13 protein-coding genes are annotated in these 19,158 nt (G+C 65.1%); 7 read left to right on the top strand and 6 right to left on the bottom strand.

Features of this window, described 5'->3' with window-relative positions; translation table 11 throughout:
* Positions 1 to 36 precede the first annotated feature (36 nt).
* The 4 genes from H0921_RS11190 to H0921_RS11175 all read left to right on the top strand — a co-directional run bounded on the left by H0921_RS11190 (position 37) and on the right by H0921_RS11175 (position 7,907).
* Positions 37 to 3,450: an efflux RND transporter permease subunit gene (locus H0921_RS11190; protein WP_194538167.1), complete on the top strand. Its 3,414-nt coding sequence runs from the start codon at positions 37 to 39 to the stop codon at positions 3,448 to 3,450.
* Positions 3,451 to 3,601: 151 nt separating this feature from the next.
* A complete protein-coding gene (gene nhaA / locus H0921_RS11185) occupies positions 3,602 to 5,146 on the top strand; it encodes a Na+/H+ antiporter NhaA (RefSeq protein ID WP_194538166.1) in 1,545 nt (514 codons plus the stop codon).
* A 69-nt stretch (positions 5,147 to 5,215) separates the two neighbouring features.
* The gene (locus H0921_RS11180; protein WP_194538165.1) at positions 5,216 to 6,673 is read left to right on the top strand and encodes a sigma-54-dependent transcriptional regulator; all 1,458 of its coding nucleotides are present in this window, start codon (positions 5,216 to 5,218) and stop codon (positions 6,671 to 6,673) included.
* A 277-nt stretch (positions 6,674 to 6,950) separates the two neighbouring features.
* On the top strand, positions 6,951 to 7,907 hold the full coding sequence (locus H0921_RS11175; protein ID WP_228499427.1) for a glycerophosphodiester phosphodiesterase: 957 nt from the start codon (positions 6,951 to 6,953) through the stop codon (positions 7,905 to 7,907).
* Positions 7,908 to 7,999: 92 nt separating this feature from the next.
* Here the strand turns inward: H0921_RS11175 and H0921_RS11170 are convergent, their stop codons facing one another.
* The 4 genes from H0921_RS11170 to H0921_RS11155 all read right to left on the bottom strand — a co-directional run bounded on the left by H0921_RS11170 (position 8,000) and on the right by H0921_RS11155 (position 10,996).
* Complete coding sequence (locus tag H0921_RS11170) at positions 8,000 to 8,230, bottom strand: hypothetical protein (protein ID WP_194538164.1); 231 nt, start codon at positions 8,228 to 8,230, stop codon at positions 8,000 to 8,002.
* 203 nt (positions 8,231 to 8,433) lie between these two features.
* Positions 8,434 to 9,534, bottom strand: a complete 1,101-nt coding sequence (locus H0921_RS11165; RefSeq protein ID WP_194538163.1) for a Nif3-like dinuclear metal center hexameric protein — start codon at positions 9,532 to 9,534, stop codon at positions 8,434 to 8,436.
* Between the two features lie 45 nt (positions 9,535 to 9,579).
* On the bottom strand, positions 9,580 to 9,801 hold the full coding sequence (locus H0921_RS11160; RefSeq protein ID WP_194538162.1) for a hypothetical protein: 222 nt from the start codon (positions 9,799 to 9,801) through the stop codon (positions 9,580 to 9,582).
* Between the two features lie 103 nt (positions 9,802 to 9,904).
* Entirely contained in the window at positions 9,905 to 10,996 is a 1,092-nt protein-coding gene (locus H0921_RS11155; RefSeq protein ID WP_194538161.1) for a PseG/SpsG family protein, read from the bottom strand.
* 802 nt (positions 10,997 to 11,798) lie between these two features.
* Between H0921_RS11155 and H0921_RS11150 the strand changes: the two genes are divergently transcribed.
* The 3 genes from H0921_RS11150 to H0921_RS11140 all read left to right on the top strand — a co-directional run bounded on the left by H0921_RS11150 (position 11,799) and on the right by H0921_RS11140 (position 14,814).
* Entirely contained in the window at positions 11,799 to 12,689 is an 891-nt protein-coding gene (locus H0921_RS11150) for a ParB/RepB/Spo0J family partition protein (RefSeq protein WP_228499425.1), read from the top strand.
* Positions 12,690 to 12,934: 245 nt separating this feature from the next.
* Complete coding sequence (locus H0921_RS11145; protein WP_194538160.1) at positions 12,935 to 14,434, top strand: DUF1501 domain-containing protein; 1,500 nt, start codon at positions 12,935 to 12,937, stop codon at positions 14,432 to 14,434.
* A gap of 44 nt (positions 14,435 to 14,478) precedes the next feature.
* Positions 14,479 to 14,814 (top strand): hypothetical protein, encoded by a 336-nt coding sequence (locus H0921_RS11140; protein WP_194538159.1) that lies wholly within the window; start codon positions 14,479 to 14,481, stop codon positions 14,812 to 14,814.
* On the opposite strand, the gene H0921_RS11135 is transcribed toward H0921_RS11140, so the two are convergent.
* Positions 14,760 to 16,109, bottom strand: a complete 1,350-nt coding sequence (locus tag H0921_RS11135; RefSeq protein ID WP_194538158.1) for a hypothetical protein — start codon at positions 16,107 to 16,109, stop codon at positions 14,760 to 14,762. The genes H0921_RS11140 and H0921_RS11135 overlap by 55 nt on opposite strands.
* 232 nt (positions 16,110 to 16,341) lie before the next feature.
* Positions 16,342 to 18,963 (bottom strand): hybrid sensor histidine kinase/response regulator, encoded by a 2,622-nt coding sequence (locus H0921_RS11130; RefSeq protein ID WP_194538157.1) that lies wholly within the window; start codon positions 18,961 to 18,963, stop codon positions 16,342 to 16,344.
* Positions 18,964 to 19,158 lie beyond the last annotated feature (195 nt).

Genomic DNA, 19,158 nt, shown 5'->3' with positions numbered 1-19,158 from the left:
CCCGTGAACCGCCCCCCTAGACCGTTGAGGAGGACCATGTTCAGCCGTTTCTTCATCGACCGGCCGATTTTTGCCTCGGTGCTGTCGATCATTGTGACGCTGGCCGGGGCGGTGGCCCTGTTCTCCCTGCCTGTGGCCCAGTATCCGGAGATCACGCCGCCGACCATCGAGGTGTCCGCCGTCTTCCCCGGCGCCAATGCCCAGACCGTGGCCGACACCGTGGCCGCCCCCATCGAGCAGCAGGTCAACGGCGTGGAGAACATGCTGTACATGGCCTCGGTGTCCAGTAACGACGGCTCTTACACTCTCACCATCACCTTCCAGCCGGGGATCGATTTGAACATCGCCCAGATTTTGGTGCAGAACCGGGTGAATCTGGCGCTGCCGGTACTGCCGGAGTTGGTCCGCCGGCGGGGCGTGACGGTCAAGAAGAAGTCCCCCAGCCAGTTGATGATCATCAATCTGTATCACCGGGGAACGGAGGCGGGGAGCGATCCGCAGCGGCGGCAGGAAGCCCTGTTGTATCTGAGCAATTACGCCACGATCCAGTTGCGGGATGAGCTGGCGCGGCTGGAAGGGGTGGGGGACATCGCCTATCTGGGCCAGCGGGACTATTCGATGCGGCTGTGGCTGGACCCGGAGAAGCTGGCCAGCAAGGGTTTGACGACGGCGGACGTGGTGGCGGCAGTGGAGCAGCAGAACGCGCAGGTGGCAGCGGGTCAGGTGGGGCAGCCGCCGGCGCCGACAGGGCAGGCGTTCCAGTTCCCGCTCAACGCGGAGGGGCGGCTGTCTTCGGCGGAGCAGTTCGCGGAGATGATCATCAAGGCGGATGCGGAGGGGGGTCGGCTGGTCCGCCTGCGGGACGTGGCCCGCGTGGAGCTGGGCGCCCTCAACTACGACCAGACCTGCACCCTCGATGGCCGGCCGTCGGTGGCCCTGTCCGTCTACCAGCTTCCCGGCAGCAACGCTTTGGAAGTGGCCCGGCGCGTCCGCGCCAAAATGGAGGAACTGCGCCCCCGCTTCCCGGAAGGGATCGATTACGCCATCGTCTATGACACCACGCCGTTCATCGAAGAGTCGATCCGGGAAGTGTTCCACACGCTGCGGGATGCCGTGATCCTGGTGGCGCTGGTGATGCTGCTGTTTTTGCGTTCCTGGCGGGCCGCCTTAGTTCCCCTGGCAGCGGTGCCGACGGCCATCATTGGGGCTTTCGCCGTCATGGCGGCTCTGGGGTACACCATCAACACGTTGACACTCTTTGGGCTGGTGCTGGCCGTGGGGATCGTGGTGGACGATGCCATTGTGGTGGTGGAAGCGGTGCAGCATCACATCGAGCGGGGGTTGCCGCCGCGAGAGGCGACGGCCCTGGCGATGGAACAGGTGGCCGGCCCGGTGATTGCCATCGGGCTGGTTTTGGCGGCGGTGTTCGTCCCCTGCGTGTTCATCAGCGGCATTGTGGGGCAGTTTTACCGGCAGTTTGCGGTCACCATCGCGGTCAGCACGCTGCTTTCGGTGTTCAACTCGCTGACGCTCAGTCCGGCGTTGTGTGCCTTGCTTTTGCGGGATGAGGAACAGGCGCGGGACCCGCTGCCGCGGCTGGCCTTTCCTCTGTTGGGAGCAGCGGGGGCGTGGTGGGGGCTGGTGCCGCTGGTGCCCCCCTCCTGGCCGGCGGCGCTGGAGCAGTGGGGCTGCCCGCCCCTGGTCTTGGCCGTGGGTTTGGCCCTGGGTGGGGCGCTGCTGGCTGGCCTGGTTAGCCGTTGGGGCAATCGCCTGCTCGCCGCCTTCTTTACTGCCTTCCATAGCGGTTTTGAACGGGCAACGCAGGCTTACCTGCTGGCGGTGGGCGCACTCTTGCGTGCGGCCCTGCTCGGCTTGGCCGCCTATGCCGGCCTGGTGTATCTGACCTGGACCACCTTGCAACAGACTCCCAGCGGCTTCATCCCCGCCCAGGACAAAGGCTATCTGCTGGTCAACGTGATTCTGCCGGATGCTGCCGCCTTGGGGCGGACCGAAGCGGAAATCGCCCGCCTGGAGCAGATCGCCCTCCAGACGCCGGGGGTCAAGCACACGGTGAGCGTGGCGGGCCAATCGGTGCTCCTAGGCACCAACGCGCCGAATCTGGGCACGCTGTACGTGATGCTGGAGCCGTTTGAACAGCGGCGGAGTGCGGCGTTGCGCGCGGAGGCAATCGCGGAGCGGCTGCGTGCCTCGTTGGCAGAGGCGGCGGTGGGGGCGGAGATCAGCGTGCTGGGCGCTCCGCCGGTAGACGGCCTGGGGACAGCCGGCGGCTTCAAACTCGTGGTCCTGGACCCCTCCGCCGGTCCCCCCGCAGCGCTGGAAGAGGCGGCCCGCTCGGTCGTGCAGCGTGCCCGGCAGCAACCCCAGTGGCACGAAGTCTTCACCGGCTTGCGCACCGACACCCCCTGGCTGTACCTGGACATCGACCGCGATGCGGCCTACACCCTGGGCGTCCCCACGGCGGAAATCCTCAATGCCCTACAAGTCTATTTCGGCTCTTACTACATCAATGACTTCAATCTCTTCGGCCGGACGTGGCAGGTGAACGTCCAGGCGGACGCCCCATTCCGGGATCGGCTCGCCGGCTTCCGCACGATTTGGGTCCGCAGCCGCAGCGGCGCGATGGTTCCTTTGGCCAACTTTCTGCACGTGCGGGATAGCAGCGGTCCGGTGATGATCCAGCGGTACAATCTGTACAACAGTGCGGCGATCAATGCCCTGCCGGCGGCGGGGGTCAGCTCTGGGGAAGCCATCGCGGCTTTGGAACAGGCCAGCGCCGACTTGCCGCGGCAGTATCGCACGGCCTGGACGGAATTGGCCCTCTTACAGCTCCAGACGCAGGACACGGTCGTGCGCGCCTTCGTGCTCAGCGTGGTGCTGGTCTTTTTGGTCCTGGCGGCACAGTACGAAAGCTGGGCGTTGCCCCTGGCGGTGATTCTGGTGGTGCCGTTGTGCCTGCTCAGCGCCGCCTGGGGGGTGGGCGGAACGGGCCGGGAGATCAACATCTTCACCCAGGTGGGGTTCATCGTGCTGGTCGGGCTGGCTTCCAAAAATGCGATTCTGATTGTGGAGTTTGCCCGGCGGCGCGCCCTGGAGGACCCCGCTCATCTCCGCGCAGCGGCCCTAGAAGCCTGCCGCCTGCGCCTGCGGCCCATCGTCATGACCAGCCTCGCCTTCATCATCGGCGTGCTGCCGCTGGTGGTGGCGGAAGGAGCGGGGGCGGAAATGCGCCAGGACCTGGGGGTGGCCGTCTTCGCGGGCATGCTCGGCGTCACCCTCTTCGGCATCTTCCTCACGCCGCTGTTCTTCCTGGCCATCCAGCAGGTGGTGGTCTGGTTCCAGCGCAGCCGCACAACGGCAACGTCCCCCGCTACGGCAGCCGCCTCCCTTTCCGCCGCGGAAGCCTCTGGCCAGCCGCCCGTCTCATCCTGAGTAGTGATAGGGTACGGCCGGCGATCACATTCAGCTTGTGAGGACCGGCCTGTTTCTGGAACCATGGGTCCCGACAAGCCGGTGGATGCCGGTGGATTGCGACGGCGGAAGCCGAACGTGGAAAGCAGGGTTCCGAGAGAATGGAGTGTCTATGGCCAAGGTGATCGCCTCTGCGCATCCCGCTTTGCCCAAGCCGCCAGTGCGGAAAATTGCGCGCCCGCTGCTGCACTTTTTGCAGATTGAGTCCGCCAGCGGCGTGGTCCTGCTCGTGTGCACGGTCATTGCCCTGACACTAGCGAATCTGGAAGCCGTGCAGCAGTGGTATCACGACCTGTGGCACACCTATGTCGGCGTGGAGATAGGCTCCTGGAAGTTAGGCGGCGGCCTGGGTCATTTTTTCATCAACGATGTGCTCATGACCATCTTCTTTTTCGTGGTCGGTTTGGAGATCAAGCGGGAGCTGGTGGCGGGGGAACTGCGAGACCCGAAGAAGGCCGCCTTGCCTGTGGCGGCAGCGCTGGGGGGAATGGTGGTGCCGGCGGCGATCTACATGGCCTTGCAATGGGGCCAGCCCGGCTTCCGCGGCTGGGGCATTCCCATGGCGACGGACATCGCCTTCGTTGTCGGCGTCATGACCTTGCTCGGCCACCGCATTCCCTTCGGGCTGAAAATCCTGCTCCTGTCGCTGGCGATCGTGGACGACATCGGAGCGGTCATCGTCATTGCCATCTTCTACACCGACGACCTGAACCTGTTGATGCTGGCGCTGGCGGGGGGCGGGTTCGCCCTGACCTACACGCTCAACCGTTTGGGGGTGCGGGCCGTGCCCACTTACGTGGTGGTCGGAGCGTTCATCTGGCTGGCGTTTTACAAGTCCGGGGTCCATCCGACGATCGCGGGGGTGCTCTTGGGTCTGCTCACGCCGGCGAGCGCCTGGGTGGGGGATGCCACGCTGCGTGAGGTGTTGCAGGATGCCCTGGTGCGGGCGCCGGGACCAGGACCGGAGCGCTACTCAGTGCTGCGGGATGTCAGCTTTACCGCCCGCGAGTGCATCTCCCCGCTCGAACGCCTGGAGTTAGCCTTGCACCCCTGGGTCGGCTTCGTCATCATGCCCCTGTTCGCCTTGGCCAATGCCGGCGTCCATATCGAATGGGACGAAATCACCGATCCGATCGCGCTGGCGGTGGCCTTGGGATTGCTCCTGGGCAAGCCGATCGGCATCTTCCTCTTCAGCTATGGAGCGGTGCAGGCAGGTTTGGCCCGCTTGCCGCAGGGCGTCAACTGGAAAGTGCTTTTGGGCGGCGGCAGCCTGGCCGGTATCGGCTTTACCATGTCGCTGTTCGTCGCCGGTTTGGCCTTTGGCGACGATCCCCATCGGCTAGCCAGCGGCAAGATCGGCACTCTCACAGGGTCGCTCTTGAGCGTCCTCGCCGGAACCACGTTGCTGCTGGTTTTCCTGCCCTACCGGGACAAGCCGCTGCTGGGACTGGGCGAATCGCCGGGGAATGCCAACTCCTTGGACAACGGTTCCTCCGCCGCTTCGTCTAACCACAACGCTTCCGCCGCCGCTCATTCGTCCAACAATAATTCATCGGCTGCTGTCTCCCCTGTCGATGCTGCCTCCGCGTCGGGTACCATCTCCCCTCCGGACGATCCACCGGCTGGTTCCGAATCCAATAGCTCCAGGTCCAGGTAAAGGGCGCTCTGCTACAATCGGCGCTGTGCTTCCAGGTCTAGGTTCAGGGCGCTCTGCTACAATGACAGCATGCCCCAAGTGCTGATCATCGACGATGAGGAGACGATTGCCTGGGCCTTGCGCCGGGCCTTCGAGCGGGAGCATTACCGGGTGGCGGTGGCGGCCTCGGCGGAGGCGGGTCTGGGCTTGGTACGGCAGCAGCCGCCGGAGGTGATTTTTCTGGATGTGCGCTTGCCGGGGATGGACGGGTTGGCCGCGCTGGAGCAACTGCGGCGGTTGGCGCCGGAGTCAGCAGTCATCGTGATCACGGCCCACGGGGACCTGTCCACGGCCGTGCGGGCGGTCCAGGGCGGCGCCTTCGACTATCTGACCAAGCCGTTCGAGTTATCCCAGGCGCTGGAGGCAGCGCGGCGGGCCTTGACGCGTCTGACGCCGAGCCAGCCAATGCCCGGCAAGGAAGGCTCCCTCAACCGGGAGGGCAGCGCGGAAGAAGGCGGCAGCGGGGAAGCGCTGGTGGGGCGCAGCCCGGCGATGCAAACGGTGTTCAAGCGGATTGCGCGGGTCGCGCCCACCTCCGCCTGCGTGCTGATCACTGGGGAAAGCGGGACGGGCAAGGAAGTGGTCGCCCGCGCGATTCACGCCCACAGTCCCCGGCGGCATCGACCCTTCCTGCCGGTGCATGTCGCTGCTCTCAATCCGCATCTGGTGGAAAGCGAGCTGTTCGGACATGTGCGGGGGGCTTTCACTGGAGCGGAACGGCATCGGGAAGGATTGCTGCAACTGGCTCACGGCGGCACCGTCTTCCTCGACGAACTGGCGGACATCCCCCTGCCAGTCCAGGCGAAATTGCTCCGCGTGTTGGAACGGCAGGAAGTGTTGCCGGTGGGGAGCGGCGAGCCGGTGAAAGTCGATGTCCGCATCATCTCAGCCACCCATGCCGATCTGGCGGCGGAGGTGGCCGCCGGACGCTTCCGCCACGACCTCTACTACCGCCTCCATGTCTATCCGATCCATTTGCCGCCGCTACGCGAGAGGCGGGAAGATATTCCCCTGCTGGCCGAGCATTTCCTGCGCCGCCTGGGAATCCCAGAGCCGGGGCGCCGTCTGCCAGAGCAAACCCTGCGCTATCTGCACTCTCGCTCCTGGCCGGGGAATGTCCGCGAATTGCGCAACGCCCTGGAGCACGCCGCCATCGAAGCCCACGGCGGACCGATCTTGCCGGAACACTTCCCCCCGCCGCTGCCCCTGGATTCACCCCATTCCTGGAACCAGCGCTTCCAGGAACTGATCGCCCAGTGGGTCCGCCAGCAGTGCCGCCCCGACAGCTCCCAGCCGCCCCCCAGCGACCTCTACCAGCAAATGCTCCAACTGGTCGAACCGGTGCTCCTGGACGAAGTCCTGCGGCACACCCAGGGCAACCGCCTGCTCGCCGCCCGCTACCTCGGCCTGGCCCGCGCCACCCTGCGCAAACTCCTGCGCAAGTACCACTGCGAACCCACCCCCACCCCGCCACCGAACCCTACTTAAACAACCCCTGGTTGGCTGAAGTCCTCCCGGAATCCCCTTCCCTGTATCCACCTGCCATACCCCAGGCTGTCCCAAGGAACTGCTCCTCCAGGTTCACCGGGATTTCATCATCCTTTCGCACCGCACGGGCTGCTGATCCTTATTCCTTCCCCCAGGAACTCCCGGCACGGGAACTCGGCTTCCTCCGGGAACACGGGAGCTTCCCCCTCCTGGAAAACGAGGAGGGAGCACTGCCTAAACCCATCCGGTCGCCTTGTTAACCGAGGAGAGTACAACGATGCTACCGCGTCTCCGAGAGCACCGGCGAATGGTCTCTCTGCTCGTTGGGGTACTGCTACCCGCTCTGGGGTTCGGAGTGATGGTGAAACCCGTTGCAGGCCAGAATGCCAAAGTCGCCGCTTCTTCACCGCCAGGAGGTGAGGCCGAGGCGCGCTCAACCCCCGGACCAAAGGCTGCGATCGGCGAAGCAAAGACGGTGGAAATCGTTGCGCACCGAGGGGCCTCGTGGGATGCCCCGGAGAACACCCTCGCCAGCATGCGCTTGGCCTGGGAACAGCAGGCGGACGCCATCGAGATGGATTGTTTCCTGAGCCGGGACGGGCAGATCGTGGTGATCCACGATGCGGATACGCGGCGCACGGCGGGGGTCAGCGGCAAAGTGGCGGACCTGAGCTTCGAGCAGCTCCGCCGCCTGGATGTCGGGCGGTGGAAGGACCCGCGCTTTGCCGGCGAGCGCATTCCGACCTTGGCCGAGGTGCTGCAAACCGTCCCTGCCGGCAAGCGGGCTTTCATCGAGATCAAATGCGGGCCGGAGATTCTGCCGGAACTGGGCCGTGTCCTGAAAGCCTCCGGGTTGAAACCGGCGCAGACGGTGATCATTTCCTTCTCCGAGGAAGTGATCGCGGCGGTCAAGAAGCAGTACCCGGAGCGGCCGGCCTACTGGATCGCCGTACTGACACCGCGACAGAACAAGGGTCAGCCCAGGAAAGTCGAGGAAGTGATCGCCATCGCTCAGCGGCTCGGCGCCGACGGAGTCGATCTATCTGCCGAGGTGCGCGTACTGACCGCCGAGTATGCCCGCGCGATCCGGGAAGCGGGATTGTTCCTGTCCGTCTGGACGGTCAATGACGTGGAATTGGCCCGCGCCATGATCCGCGCCGGCGTTCAGAGCATCACCACCGATCGACCCGGCTGGCTGCGCGAACAGTTGGGACTGAATCGTCCCCAGCCCTAACTGCCAGCGTCCCGGCGCTGGGTCCGCATTGCTCGGACGGCTGCGGAGGCGCTGGGACGCACAAGCGGCAGCTCCGAGGGGTTCCCGGCGATTCAATGCGCGAACATGATGTGCCGCCAGTGGGCCGGCTGATTGGTGCGGTAGCGGAAGAGCGCTTCCAGATAATGCTCGCTGGGGGCATGCCCCACGTTCGCGGCGGAACTGGCGGCGGACTCCACGACCGGGCTGGAAGTGGAGGGAACACTCCGCCAGGTCCAGCCCAGCCAAGCCACCAAACCTCCCACGGCGGCGAGCAGCAGGCATTTCCACAGACGAGATCGCATGGTCTCTCCGGCATCCGTGCCAGGGTGGAGCGCGCCCGCATCCTGTTGAGGGCAGCGTGCCAGCGAACCCTTCCCGGTCCGCCCGGTGCTCCATACCGTCTCTGCATTCGGGGAGCAAGGCAAGTCTGAACACAGGAAGCGGAAGTCACGGCGAGGCGGGGGCAGGGCCACGGTGAAACGGGGAGGGCGCGACAGGATTAGGCTTAGCGGAGGAGGCGGAAGGGGTCGGCTTCCTCACGGCTGGCCCAGACGTGCAGGTGGGGAAAAGCAGCTTGCAAGCGCTCGGCCAGATGTTCGACACCGAGGCGCTCGCTGGCATAGTGGCCGGGGAGAACGAGGGCGATTCCGGCAGCCTCGGCCCGCACGGCGTCATGGAAGCGCACTTCGCCGGTAAGGAAGGCATCCGCGCGCTGCCGCACTGCTTCGCCGAGCAATTCTCCCCCCGCCCCACAGGCGACGGCCAGCCGTTGCACCTGCCGATCCGGCGGACCGACGATCTGCACAGGGCCGCTGAGTTGCTGCCGAACCCGCTCGGCGAAAGCCTGCAAAGAGCAGGGCTGAGCCAGGGTGCCGATCCGTCCCGCTCCGCGGCGCGGAGGTACATGAAGCGGGTAGATGTCATAGGCGGGTTCCTCGTAGCTGTGGGCGGCACGCATGGCGGCCACGACCGCCTCCAGCCGCTCGGCAGGCACCACCACCTCCCAGCGCCACTCCGGCACCTCTTCCCGCCGGCCTTTCTGCCCCACCGTCGGATTGGTGCTGTCCGTCCCGAAGAACGTGCCGGTGCCCGCCAGACGGAAACTGCACTCCCGGTACTGGCCGATGATTCCCGCGCCTGCGGCGAACACCGCATCGCTCACCCGCGGCAGGTCCCCTTCCGGCAGGAAGACGACCAGCTTGTAGAGCACCTCGGCGCCCTGCCGGCGCAGGGGCTGAACCTGTTCGATCCCCAGGCGTGCGCAGAGCTGTTCGTTGATTCCTCCGGGGGCGTCATCGTAGGCCGTATGAGGCGAATACACGGCAATCCCTGCCCGCAGCAAAGGGAGCAGAGTCGAACCGTCTCCGCTGTCCGCTGTCAGGCGCTGCACAGGGCGGAAGAGCACCGGATGGTGGGAAACAAGGAGGTCCGCCTGTTCGCGGATGGCTTCCTGGACCGTAGCCTTCGTGACGGTCAGGCAGGTCATGATCCGCTGCACTCCTGCCGCCGGGTCGCCCAGCAGCAAGCCGGTGTTGTCCCACTCCGCCGCACCCGCGGGCGGAGCGATCTGTTCCAGCACTTCGATCACATCTCGCAGCGTCGCCATGAGGACCTCTCCCGTTGAGCCAGCGGTGTCCGAACAGTATGCCGTTCAATCCGCGGTATCCCGTTCGGCCCGCAGCCGCCTTTGTCCGGCCAGGGGTTCTCCCACCGTACATAGATAGCTAAGGGGAAAGGGCCAGTCGGCCAAGGAGCCGGTGAGGGGAGAGGGTGCTGCCAGCCGGGAAGGCAGCAGGGGAAGGGACTCCACCGGCGGGTCCAGGAGCTGGTCCTCATCCCAGGAGCCGGTTCCTCGTCCCCGGAAGCGGACCATTCTGCCGAAGGGGCGGGAAAGGAACGAGGGGATGATTCGGTTCCTGCCATCCCCCCGGAACAGCGGAGAGGGAATACGGCCTTGTGGCGAAGCGGCGGGGGGTTCAAGCCGCGGCGGGCAAGCGCAGGGCGGCGCGCCGTCGGGCCGGGCTGTGCAGCAGGATCTCCAGGCCGTTGACGATCCGATCCGGCCCCCGCCCATCGAACATGTTGCGGGCGCAGCGGGTCATCCCCTTGCGTTCCATCGGATCGTCCAGCAAAAGATCGACGGCAGCGCGGAGTTGGTCCGCTCCCACCTCGGCGGCATCGCCCAGGTAGGTCGCCACCCCTTCTTCGTCCATCTTGCGCCCGTTGAGAGCATGGCGGGGGGTCGTGCTGATGATCAACTGCGGGATGCCGACGACGCACAGTTCCGGCGCCCAGGCATCCCCTGCGGTCAGGGCGAAATGGACCCGGACCAGGCGGGTGAGCAATTCCTTGTTCTCCGTGATAACTTCCAGGCGTCCGCCGGACTGTTCTGCTCGTTCACGCAGGGCGTCGTAGAAGGGATGATGGCTGCGGGCAGCCACCGACACCTTGGCGATGCGGTCGATAGCCAGCAACTGCTCAGCCCGGAGAAGGACCTGATCGGAGGCGTCGTGGTCTCCCCAAGCCAGCAGGGCGCGGAAGGGAGGCAGCGGCTCGGTCGCCCGGATGGCGCGCTGCCGTCGGAAGACGCCCCGGCATAGAGCAAAACGCGCCCCCAGCAAGCGCTGGCAGCCCGGCCCGATCCGGAACGCCTTCTTCCCCGGCGCCAGGAGCGGATTGACCAGAATATCCACCGGCAGCTCGATGGCCGCGGTCGAGTCGAAGACGAGCACCAGCGCCCCGGTCTCCTGCCGCAGGCGGGCCAGATAGTCGCTGGTCATACCGGCGCCGGCCACGACGATCGCCGCCGCTCCTAACGACCGGGCTTTGGCAATGGTCGCTTCCAGGTCCTTATCCGCCCCCAGGGGCTGCTCCGCGGCGTGCCACTCGTTGTTCCCCCGATGGATCGTCGTGGCGAGCGAGAGCGGTTCCAGGTAGCTGAAAAAGTGCGTGCCCCGCCGCCGCCGCTGCAAGGCCGCTGCCAGCGACAAACACTGGTACAGCGCCTCCCAGCCCAACGCCACCGTCCCGTCACAGCGAAACAGAATCGGACCGCGACTCGCATCCATGCGCAGCACTCCTCCGCAAAACGGTATCTCGGACTCGCTGGAACAGCCGCCCCCAGCCCGGTCCTACCTCCCGGACGGCAGACCAGCGCCCCGGCCCGCTTCCGCGCGAACCAGCACGCGCCCTCCTGCCATCCCAACGGCAGCCACCACCGGGCGCTACCCGGCACTCACTGCCCTGGCAGACCGAACACGAGCGACTCTCAAACCGGCAGGTGCGAAGGAAAGGCGGCCAGCACGCTGTGCCAGCTCCTGCTGATCGCGGTGGACTCCACCACGCTTCGACACCTCTTCTCCGGTGGGGATCGTTCCGACAATCCCCGCTGTGCCGCCACGGGTTCCGGTCCGTGACAGCCCAGGCGCACTGGCGGGTTCCGGAGCCGCCAGCGTGCGGCCGAATCCTAATCACAAATCCGCGCCGCGCTCAAGCCGACTTTTACCGCCGCGAACACTCCCCCATGTTCCACGTGGAACGTCTCCCCAGCTTGCCAAACCCCCGACTCCCTCATCCGCCGCCGCAAGCCCCTTCACCCTGTCCTCCTCACCACCGTCCCCCTCACCTCCACACCCACCAAACCCATGTTCCACGTGGAACGTCTCCCCAGCTTGCCAAACCACTCTGTCTGGGCAGTGACCGGGTTCTAGCAGGGCGGGAAGCCCGGACTCGTCCGCGGGAGGGAGTGTCGGGCAAAAGTCCTCTTTATCTGCTAGCACGAGATGCTATGGTGCCGCCGCCGTCGCCCGCCGGGAAGCATGGCCAAGGTGGGGGAGCTTTCCCGGAAGGACCCGTTGCCAAGGAGGGGGAATGACCATGGATGTCATGACCAAGCCGCGATTGGGCCGAGGATTGGAAGCCCTTTTGGGGGAGAGCAGCCGGACGGCCGGCAGTGTCGCGCCGCTGACGGTGCCCATCGAACGGATCACACGCAATCCGTACCAGCCGCGGAAACAGTTCGACGAGGAACAACTCCAGGCGCTATCCGAGAGCATCCGCACGCACGGGGTGCTCCAGCCGCTTTTGGTTCGGGAACATGGCGAGGGGCATTATCAACTGGTGGCCGGGGAGCGGCGTCTGCGGGCCGCCGAGGCCGCCGGCCTGCGGGAAGTACCCGTCCATATCGTCCGCCTGGATGATCAGCAGCTCTTCGAGGCCGCCCTGGTGGAAAACCTCCACCGCAGCGACCTCAACCCGCTGGAAAAAGCCCACAGCTTCAAGGATTATCTGGAGCGCTTTGGCCTGACCCAGGAGCAGCTCGCCGCCCGCCTCAGCCTCGACCGCACCACCATCAGCAACCTGCTGGGTCTGCTCCATCTGCCCGCCGAAGTGCAGGAGGCGGTCCGCCTGGGTCAAATCAGCCTCGGCCACGCCAAGGCCCTCAAGGGCATCCCCGATCCCCAGCGGCAGATCAGCCTCTGCAAGGAAGTCATCATGAAGAACCTCTCGGTCCACGCTCTGGAGCTGCTCATCCGCCAGCAGCGGAGCGAAGGGTTAGCCTCGGCACCGACTGGTGAAGGCCGACCTGCCACGACCGCCGCCGAAAAAACGCCCCACGTCCAGGCCATCGAGGATGAACTCCGCCAGCACCTGGCCGTCAAAGTCGAAATCCGCGTCAAAGCTAAGGACAAGGGACAGATCGTCCTGGCCTTCAACTCCAACGACGACTTCGAGCGCCTCATCGAAGTGCTCCGCCGTTAACCCAACGGCGGCTCCACTTTCTCCATTCGCTCTTCACTCGCAGGAAACCCTCTGCACTGGGGTGGTGCCAGGCATCACCCCGTTGTCGTTTTCCCAGCACCGCATTACCAGCATCCGAAGCCCGGCACGCTTGCATCACCGGCGTGGGATGTTTAGGTTAAATTGCAGAGCTGCGGAGCCTCGCGGGGACTCTGAGGGTTCCCACCTGGGAAGGGGATTCGCATCCCGGAAAGCGGAGGCAGACGATGGCCGAGCATCGCGGAGAGAGCGGCGGGCATCGCGGAGAGAGCAGAAGAAACACCGGGCATTTTCCCGTGGCTCTGTCGCGGCGGGAGTGGCTGTTTCAGGCCGGCGGCGGACTCGGCGGCATTGCTTTGAATTGGCTCCTGGCACGGGACAGGGCTTCGGCCGCAGGGCCGGCCTCGCCACTGCCGGGACAGAAGAATCCGCTGGCCGCCAAACCGCCCCACTTTCCCGCCAAGGCCCAGAGCGTCATTTTCCTCTTCATGGTCGGCGGGCCGAGCCAGATGGACCTGTTCGATCCCAAGCCGGCCTTACAGCGCTGGGCGGGCAAACCGTTGCCGGAATCCACTGGCCGGCCCAAGAGCCAATTCACCACCGGTCAGGAAGTCATTTTGCCGAGTACCCGCAAGTGGAAGAAGTGCGGTCAAAGCGGCATCGAGTTGTCCGATCTGCTCCCGCATCTGTCCCGCTGCGTGGATGACATTTGCTTTTTGCGCTCCTGCTGGTGTCATTCCACGGTCCACGCTCCGGCCATGTATGAACTGCACAGCGGGCGGACGCAGATGGGGCATCCCAGTCTGGGAAGCTGGGTCACCTATGGCCTGGGCAGTGTGAGCGACAATCTCCCGGCCTACTGCGTGATGACCCAGCCGGAGGGGGTGCCGGAAGGCGGCGCGCCGTGTTGGGGCGCGGGGTATCTGCCGGCGATTTATCAGGGGACGCTGTTGCGGCGGGGACCCAGTCCGATCCAGAACCTGCGCCCCCCGCTGGGAATGGGCGGGGAGGAGAACCGCCGCTCCTTCGAGCTAGTGCGCCGCCTCAATGCCTTGCAAACCCCGCCAGTGGAAGACCTGGAACTGGAGGCGCGCGCCGCCAGTTACGAACTAGCCTTCCGCATGCAGGCGCAAGCCCCGGAAGCCGTCGATCTGTCCCGCGAGACCGCCGCCACCCACCGCCTCTACGGCACCGATCAGCCCCACACGGCGGACTTCGGCACCCGCCTGCTCTTAGCCCGCCGGCTCATCGAGCGCGGCGTCCGCTTCGTCACCGTCTACTCCGGCGGCGGACCCCTCATCACCCAATGGGATGCCCACGACGACGTCAACGCCAACCACGAGAAGATGTGCGGCCATGTCGATCAGCCCATCGCTGCCCTGCTCACCGACCTGAAACAGCGCGGCTTGCTCCAGCAGACCCTCGTCGTCTGGTGTAGCGAATTTGGCCGCACGCCCAACAGCCAGGGCAGCCGCGGCAGAGATCACAATCCGCTCGGCTACACCATGTGGCTCGCGGGCGGCGGAGTCAAAGGCGGCACCGTCGTCGGAGCTACGGACGAATTCGGCCTCCACGCCGTGGAACGTCCTATCTCCGTCAACGATTTCCACGCGACCATCCTCCACCTTCTCGGCCTGGACCACGAAAAACTCACCTTCCGTCACAATGGCCGCGATGAACGCCTCACCGATGTCGGCGGGGAAGTGATCGAAGAAGCCCTGGCATGATCCGGCAGCCCATCCACCCCTCACCGAGGTCGGAGGAAAAGGGATTGAAAAGCTCTTGGCAGAACCCCGACTGGACAGTGCCCCGGACCGCGCAGGCTCCGCTGTTCCTCCGACAAGCCCGAACGCTTCCCCGCCCAGCCTCGCTACTGCGGGCACTCCGAGGACTCTCCGAAAGCCTGCCGGGGAAACAAAGGCGGAGCTGGTGGGCACGATGGGCAGCGGGCGGGTTCATCGCCGGCGCTCTCCTCATCCTGGCTCACGGCTGCCACGGTGAGGACGTGGATGACGAACCCGCCGCCGGACCGGTGCAAAGGCACGAGCAGGATCAGCGCCCGCTGCGGCTGCTGGAGGTGGAACCGGCCGCTGAGGACAGCCCTTGAACGTCGCGGTTCGGGCCGGCCTTAGGAATCGGGATCGGAATCATCGTGTCGAACAGCGAGGGGGCTTGGACCGCCGGTTTCAGCCCCTGCCGGTCCTCCGTCACCTTGAGACTGTTGAGGATGCGCTGGACGCGGAGCAACTCCGGATCGTTCGGTCCGTCGAATTGCCCCACCGTGACAATACTGGATGTGCGCGTGTGGAGCACGAAAGCTTCCAGGCCCATGGGGCGGCCATCGGGGTATTTCAGCTCCCGCAGGGTACGAGCGAGGGATTCGGCCTGTTCCGCCGCTGCCTGGAGCACATCCGCCGCTGAGGTGGACGTATTCGGCTTGCGTACCGCACTGTCGCTGCCCGGCGTCAGAAGCTGCACCGGCGCGCTGAATGACTTGATCGCCAGGGTCCACCCCTTGCGGGCTTGCAGCAGGTTGTAGGGCCGGCCTTCGTTGAGCTGCACGATGAACGGGTCGAGGCCGCCGGAAGCCGGTACGGGACGGCGCACCGTCGGGTTGGGAGCCACAATCGCCGTCACGTAGGGATTGAGATACCCCTGCTCCAGGACTGGTTTGCCGTCCGGTCCGGGGCGGACAATGCTCCCCCAATCCATCAGGGACGTGCCCCGCACCTGCGTGCGCGGCGCCGGCCACTTCTTCACCAGCGCCAGCGCTTTGCTGGCATCCTCCTGCGTCTGGAATGGCCCGATGAACACCCCGATCTGATCGTTGTACTGAATGGCCGGCAGCCGCAACTTGCGGTCCGGTTCGAGAAACTCCATGCCGTGAAGCAAAGCCTGCTGACGGATCTTCTCCAACTCCTGGGCGTAGAGGCGGGCACGCTGTCGCGCCGCGGCGATCGCCACCATCTGCTGCTTGCGCTCCTCGGAGATATACTCGAAGAGCCAGGCTTGCACCCGGTGGGTCTCGCGGATTTCGCGGGCCAGGGCTTCGGCCAGTTCCAGGGCGGTCGGGCCGGTTTCTTCACCGCGTCCGGAGCGGCTAGGGCGGGAATAGCTCTTGACCAGAATGAACCACGGCCCGGTGCTCGGCTGGAGCCGCCAGGGGTGATCCGCAGGCAAAGCGGTGCGCAGCTCCAAATCGGCCAGAGTCGTGGCTCGCGCCGACGCTGGTGGCGTCCCTTCGGGCGGGGGAACGACTCCAGGCAATTCTGCCACGGCGGGGCGCTCCCCCGTTCCTCCCCCGGCTGCCGGAAGCGGCGCAGGTGTTTGACACCACGCCGGCACCGCCAGCAGACCTCCGGCACCGATCGCCCACCACATTTGCCGCTTCGCCATCCTCATGCTTTCTTCCTCCCGCACTGTGGACCTTCTGAAAATGCGCCAATCACGTCCCAGACACAGGTCGCGCTCCCGCTGCTGCCGGGACCCCAAACGTCGATCGCCTCCCACACCCTCACACTCCCCTCGACGTTCCCCTGCGCCGGGATCGGTTCATAGCGTCCTGCCCCGCCGACTTCCAGAGGAACCGGCTGTGCCCCTCCAATACCGCCGCTTCTTTCTTTCGGAAAGACCTTCAGAGACTATAACTGGGAACGGACGAAGGTATGCTCAGTTCAGGAAGGGTCTGAGAGTGGGTTTTCGTCTCCCCGGCGCTGCGCTGCTTCAAAACCGCCTTGACGGCATGCACGACTTCCTGGGGACGGTACGGCTTTTTGATGAAGTCGGCCATCGCCTGCCGTTCGGACTCTTCGAGCTGCTCTTCGGCATAACCGCTGGCGAAGATGACTTTGACCTGGGGGTCGATTTCCCGCAACTGGCGGAAGACCTCGTGGCCGGACATCACCGGCATGGTCAGGTCCAGGACGACCACATCGATGGCCTGGCGCTGCTGGAGGAAGACTTCCACGGCCTGCTGGCCATCCGCGGCTTCCAGAACCTGCCAACCCTGGGCAAGCAGGGCGGCCTTGGCCAGGTTCCGCACCATCTCTTCATCATCGACGACCAGCACGGTGGGCGTACGGCGGGGAGGCGGCAAGGGCGTGTCTTCAGCGAGGGAGTGGTCCTCGTCCACGGCAGGGGTCGCCGACTGTTCACTGACCGGTGCGCGCGGCAGATAAATGTCAAAGCGGGTGCCTTGGCCCAGTTGCGATTGGCACTCGATCCATCCGCCGTGCTGCCGGACAATGGCAAAGACCATCGCCAGACCCAGTCCCGTTCCCTTGCCGGGTTCCTTGGTGGTGAAGAACGGCTCGAAGATGCGGGCTTGCACCTCCTCGCTCATGCCGCAGCCGGTATCGCTAACCGACAGGCGGATGAAATCCCCGGCGGCCACCTGCAAGCCCTGCTCTCGGCGGCGTGAACCGGCGGGCAGTCGCTGCGCCTCGATGCGAATGACTCCCGGCGGCGTGATCGCATCGCGGGCATTGAGGCACAGATTCATCAGCACCTGATGCAACTGGTTCGGATCCGAACGGACAGGCCAAAGGTCCGGATCGCAGGCCGTCTCGATGCGGATGCGCGGATCGATCGTGCGGCGGAGCATTTCGACGACATCGGCGATGATGGAGTTGAGCGACACCGGCCGCCAGTCCAGTTGGTGATTGCGGGCGAAGCTGAGCAGCCGCTGGGTCAGAGCGGCGGCGCGATTGGCGGCTTGCAGGGCCGTCTGCAATTGTTGCGAGCGCTTCTCGTCCGCGGGTTCCCTTCCACTGGATGCGTTAGCTAAGGCGAGGTCCAGATTGCCGATGATGACCGTAAGCAGGTTGTTGAAGTCATGGGCGATGCCGCCGGCGAGCTGGCCGATCGCATCCATTTTGCTGGCCTGGCGCAACTGCATTTCCAGGCGGCGTAGCTCGGTGACATCCCAGCAGATGCCTAGTACGCCGCGGGCCGCCGCACCGTTTTCGTCCGGCACAGGAGTGAGCATGCGGCGGATCATCCGGCGGCCTTGGGCAGTCTCCCAGGCTTCCTCGCTTTCCACCGGCGTACCGTCCTGGAGGACTTGCCGAAACTCACGGGCAAACCGTGCGGCCCGGTCCGCAGGGAACAGTTGCTCGTCGGCGGCGCCGAGAATCGCTTCCACGGGCCGGCCCAGCCAGCGGGCGAAGGTCCCATTGACCGCCACGTACCGTCCCTGCGCATCCTGCCAAAACACCCCCTGGCCGAGATTCTCCACTAACGTCCGATAGGTCTGTTCGCTTTGCCGCAGGGCCGCCTCTGCCGCCTGACGCTGCCGGTTCTCCCGTTCCAAGGCCCGCGCCCGCCCGCTGGCTGTCAGCGCCAGGTGCATCACCAGGGCCAACAGCAGCGTCATGATCAGCCCCACCCCCAGCGTCCAGTGGGGCAGCGACAATTCCTCCAACGCCAGCACGTCCCGTGTCGGCCACACGGTCATCCGCCAGCGGTTGTCTCCCCACGTCAACAGCAAGCTTTGTTGCCACTCGGGCCGGGCTTCCCGTTCCCCCTCCCGCCACTGGAAGACCACCTTCTCTTCGTCCTCGACAGTTACGGCAAAGCCTGTCTGGAGTGAACGCCCCACCCACTGCTGGAGCAAGTCCTCCAGGGAATAGATGGCCAGCAGATGCCCGCTTTCCAACTCCTCCGGCAGCGGATGAATCAAAAGCAGGAGCGTGCGCCGGCTGCTCCCCTTGGAGCGCGGCTGGACCAAAAGCCGTTGCTGGGGGTCGCGCAGGGCCGCTTGAGTCTTCTCACATTGCAGCACTTCGGTCCACTCGAACGCCGCCGTTGCTCGCACCTCCAGCGGCAGCATCGTCCATTCGCTATCGACCCGCCAGACGCCCAGGCAAGCTGGTGTCTGGCCGACATAGCGGCTGATCTCCTGCTGCCGTTGCTGGGGGGTCAGTTGCGGCCAGCGCCGCAGGAAGTCCTGAATAGCCGTCCGCTGCTGCTCGGTGTACTGCTGCCAGCCGCGCTGGGCTTGCGCCGCCTCGGCTTGGACCTGCCGCTGAATCCGCTGCACCTGCTCGCGCTCCACCACATACCAGAGCCACAGCGTACAATAAATCCCCACTGCACCAACCATTTCCGGCCAGAATAGTCGTTGGAATGCAACACGATGGGGAATCAGAAAACCACTGGCCAGGAAAGCGAGACCGCCCAGCAAAGTAGCCGCTATGCAAATCACAGAGGCTGGTAGCGGAGGTGTGCTCGCCGACCACTGAATCAGAAATATCAAAACACCTCCTATAATAAACATAATTCCTAATAAATGTACTATAACAATCGATCTTTCTGTTATATTTCTCCGCGATAATTTCCACAGTCCATAAGATAAAAAACAGGACATGATAGTCATTGGTAAATTATTGCTTTGATGTGAAGTTTGACTTGGACAGCAAAATGCCACCTCCAGCAGGGAACGATTCCAGGC

This window comes from Thermogemmata fonticola, from assembly GCF_013694095.1.
GTDB classification, from domain to species: Bacteria; Planctomycetota; Planctomycetia; order Gemmatales; family Gemmataceae; genus Thermogemmata; species Thermogemmata fonticola.
The sequence above is the reverse complement of the archived record's forward strand: the minus strand, read 5'-3'. Positions and strand labels throughout refer to the sequence as shown.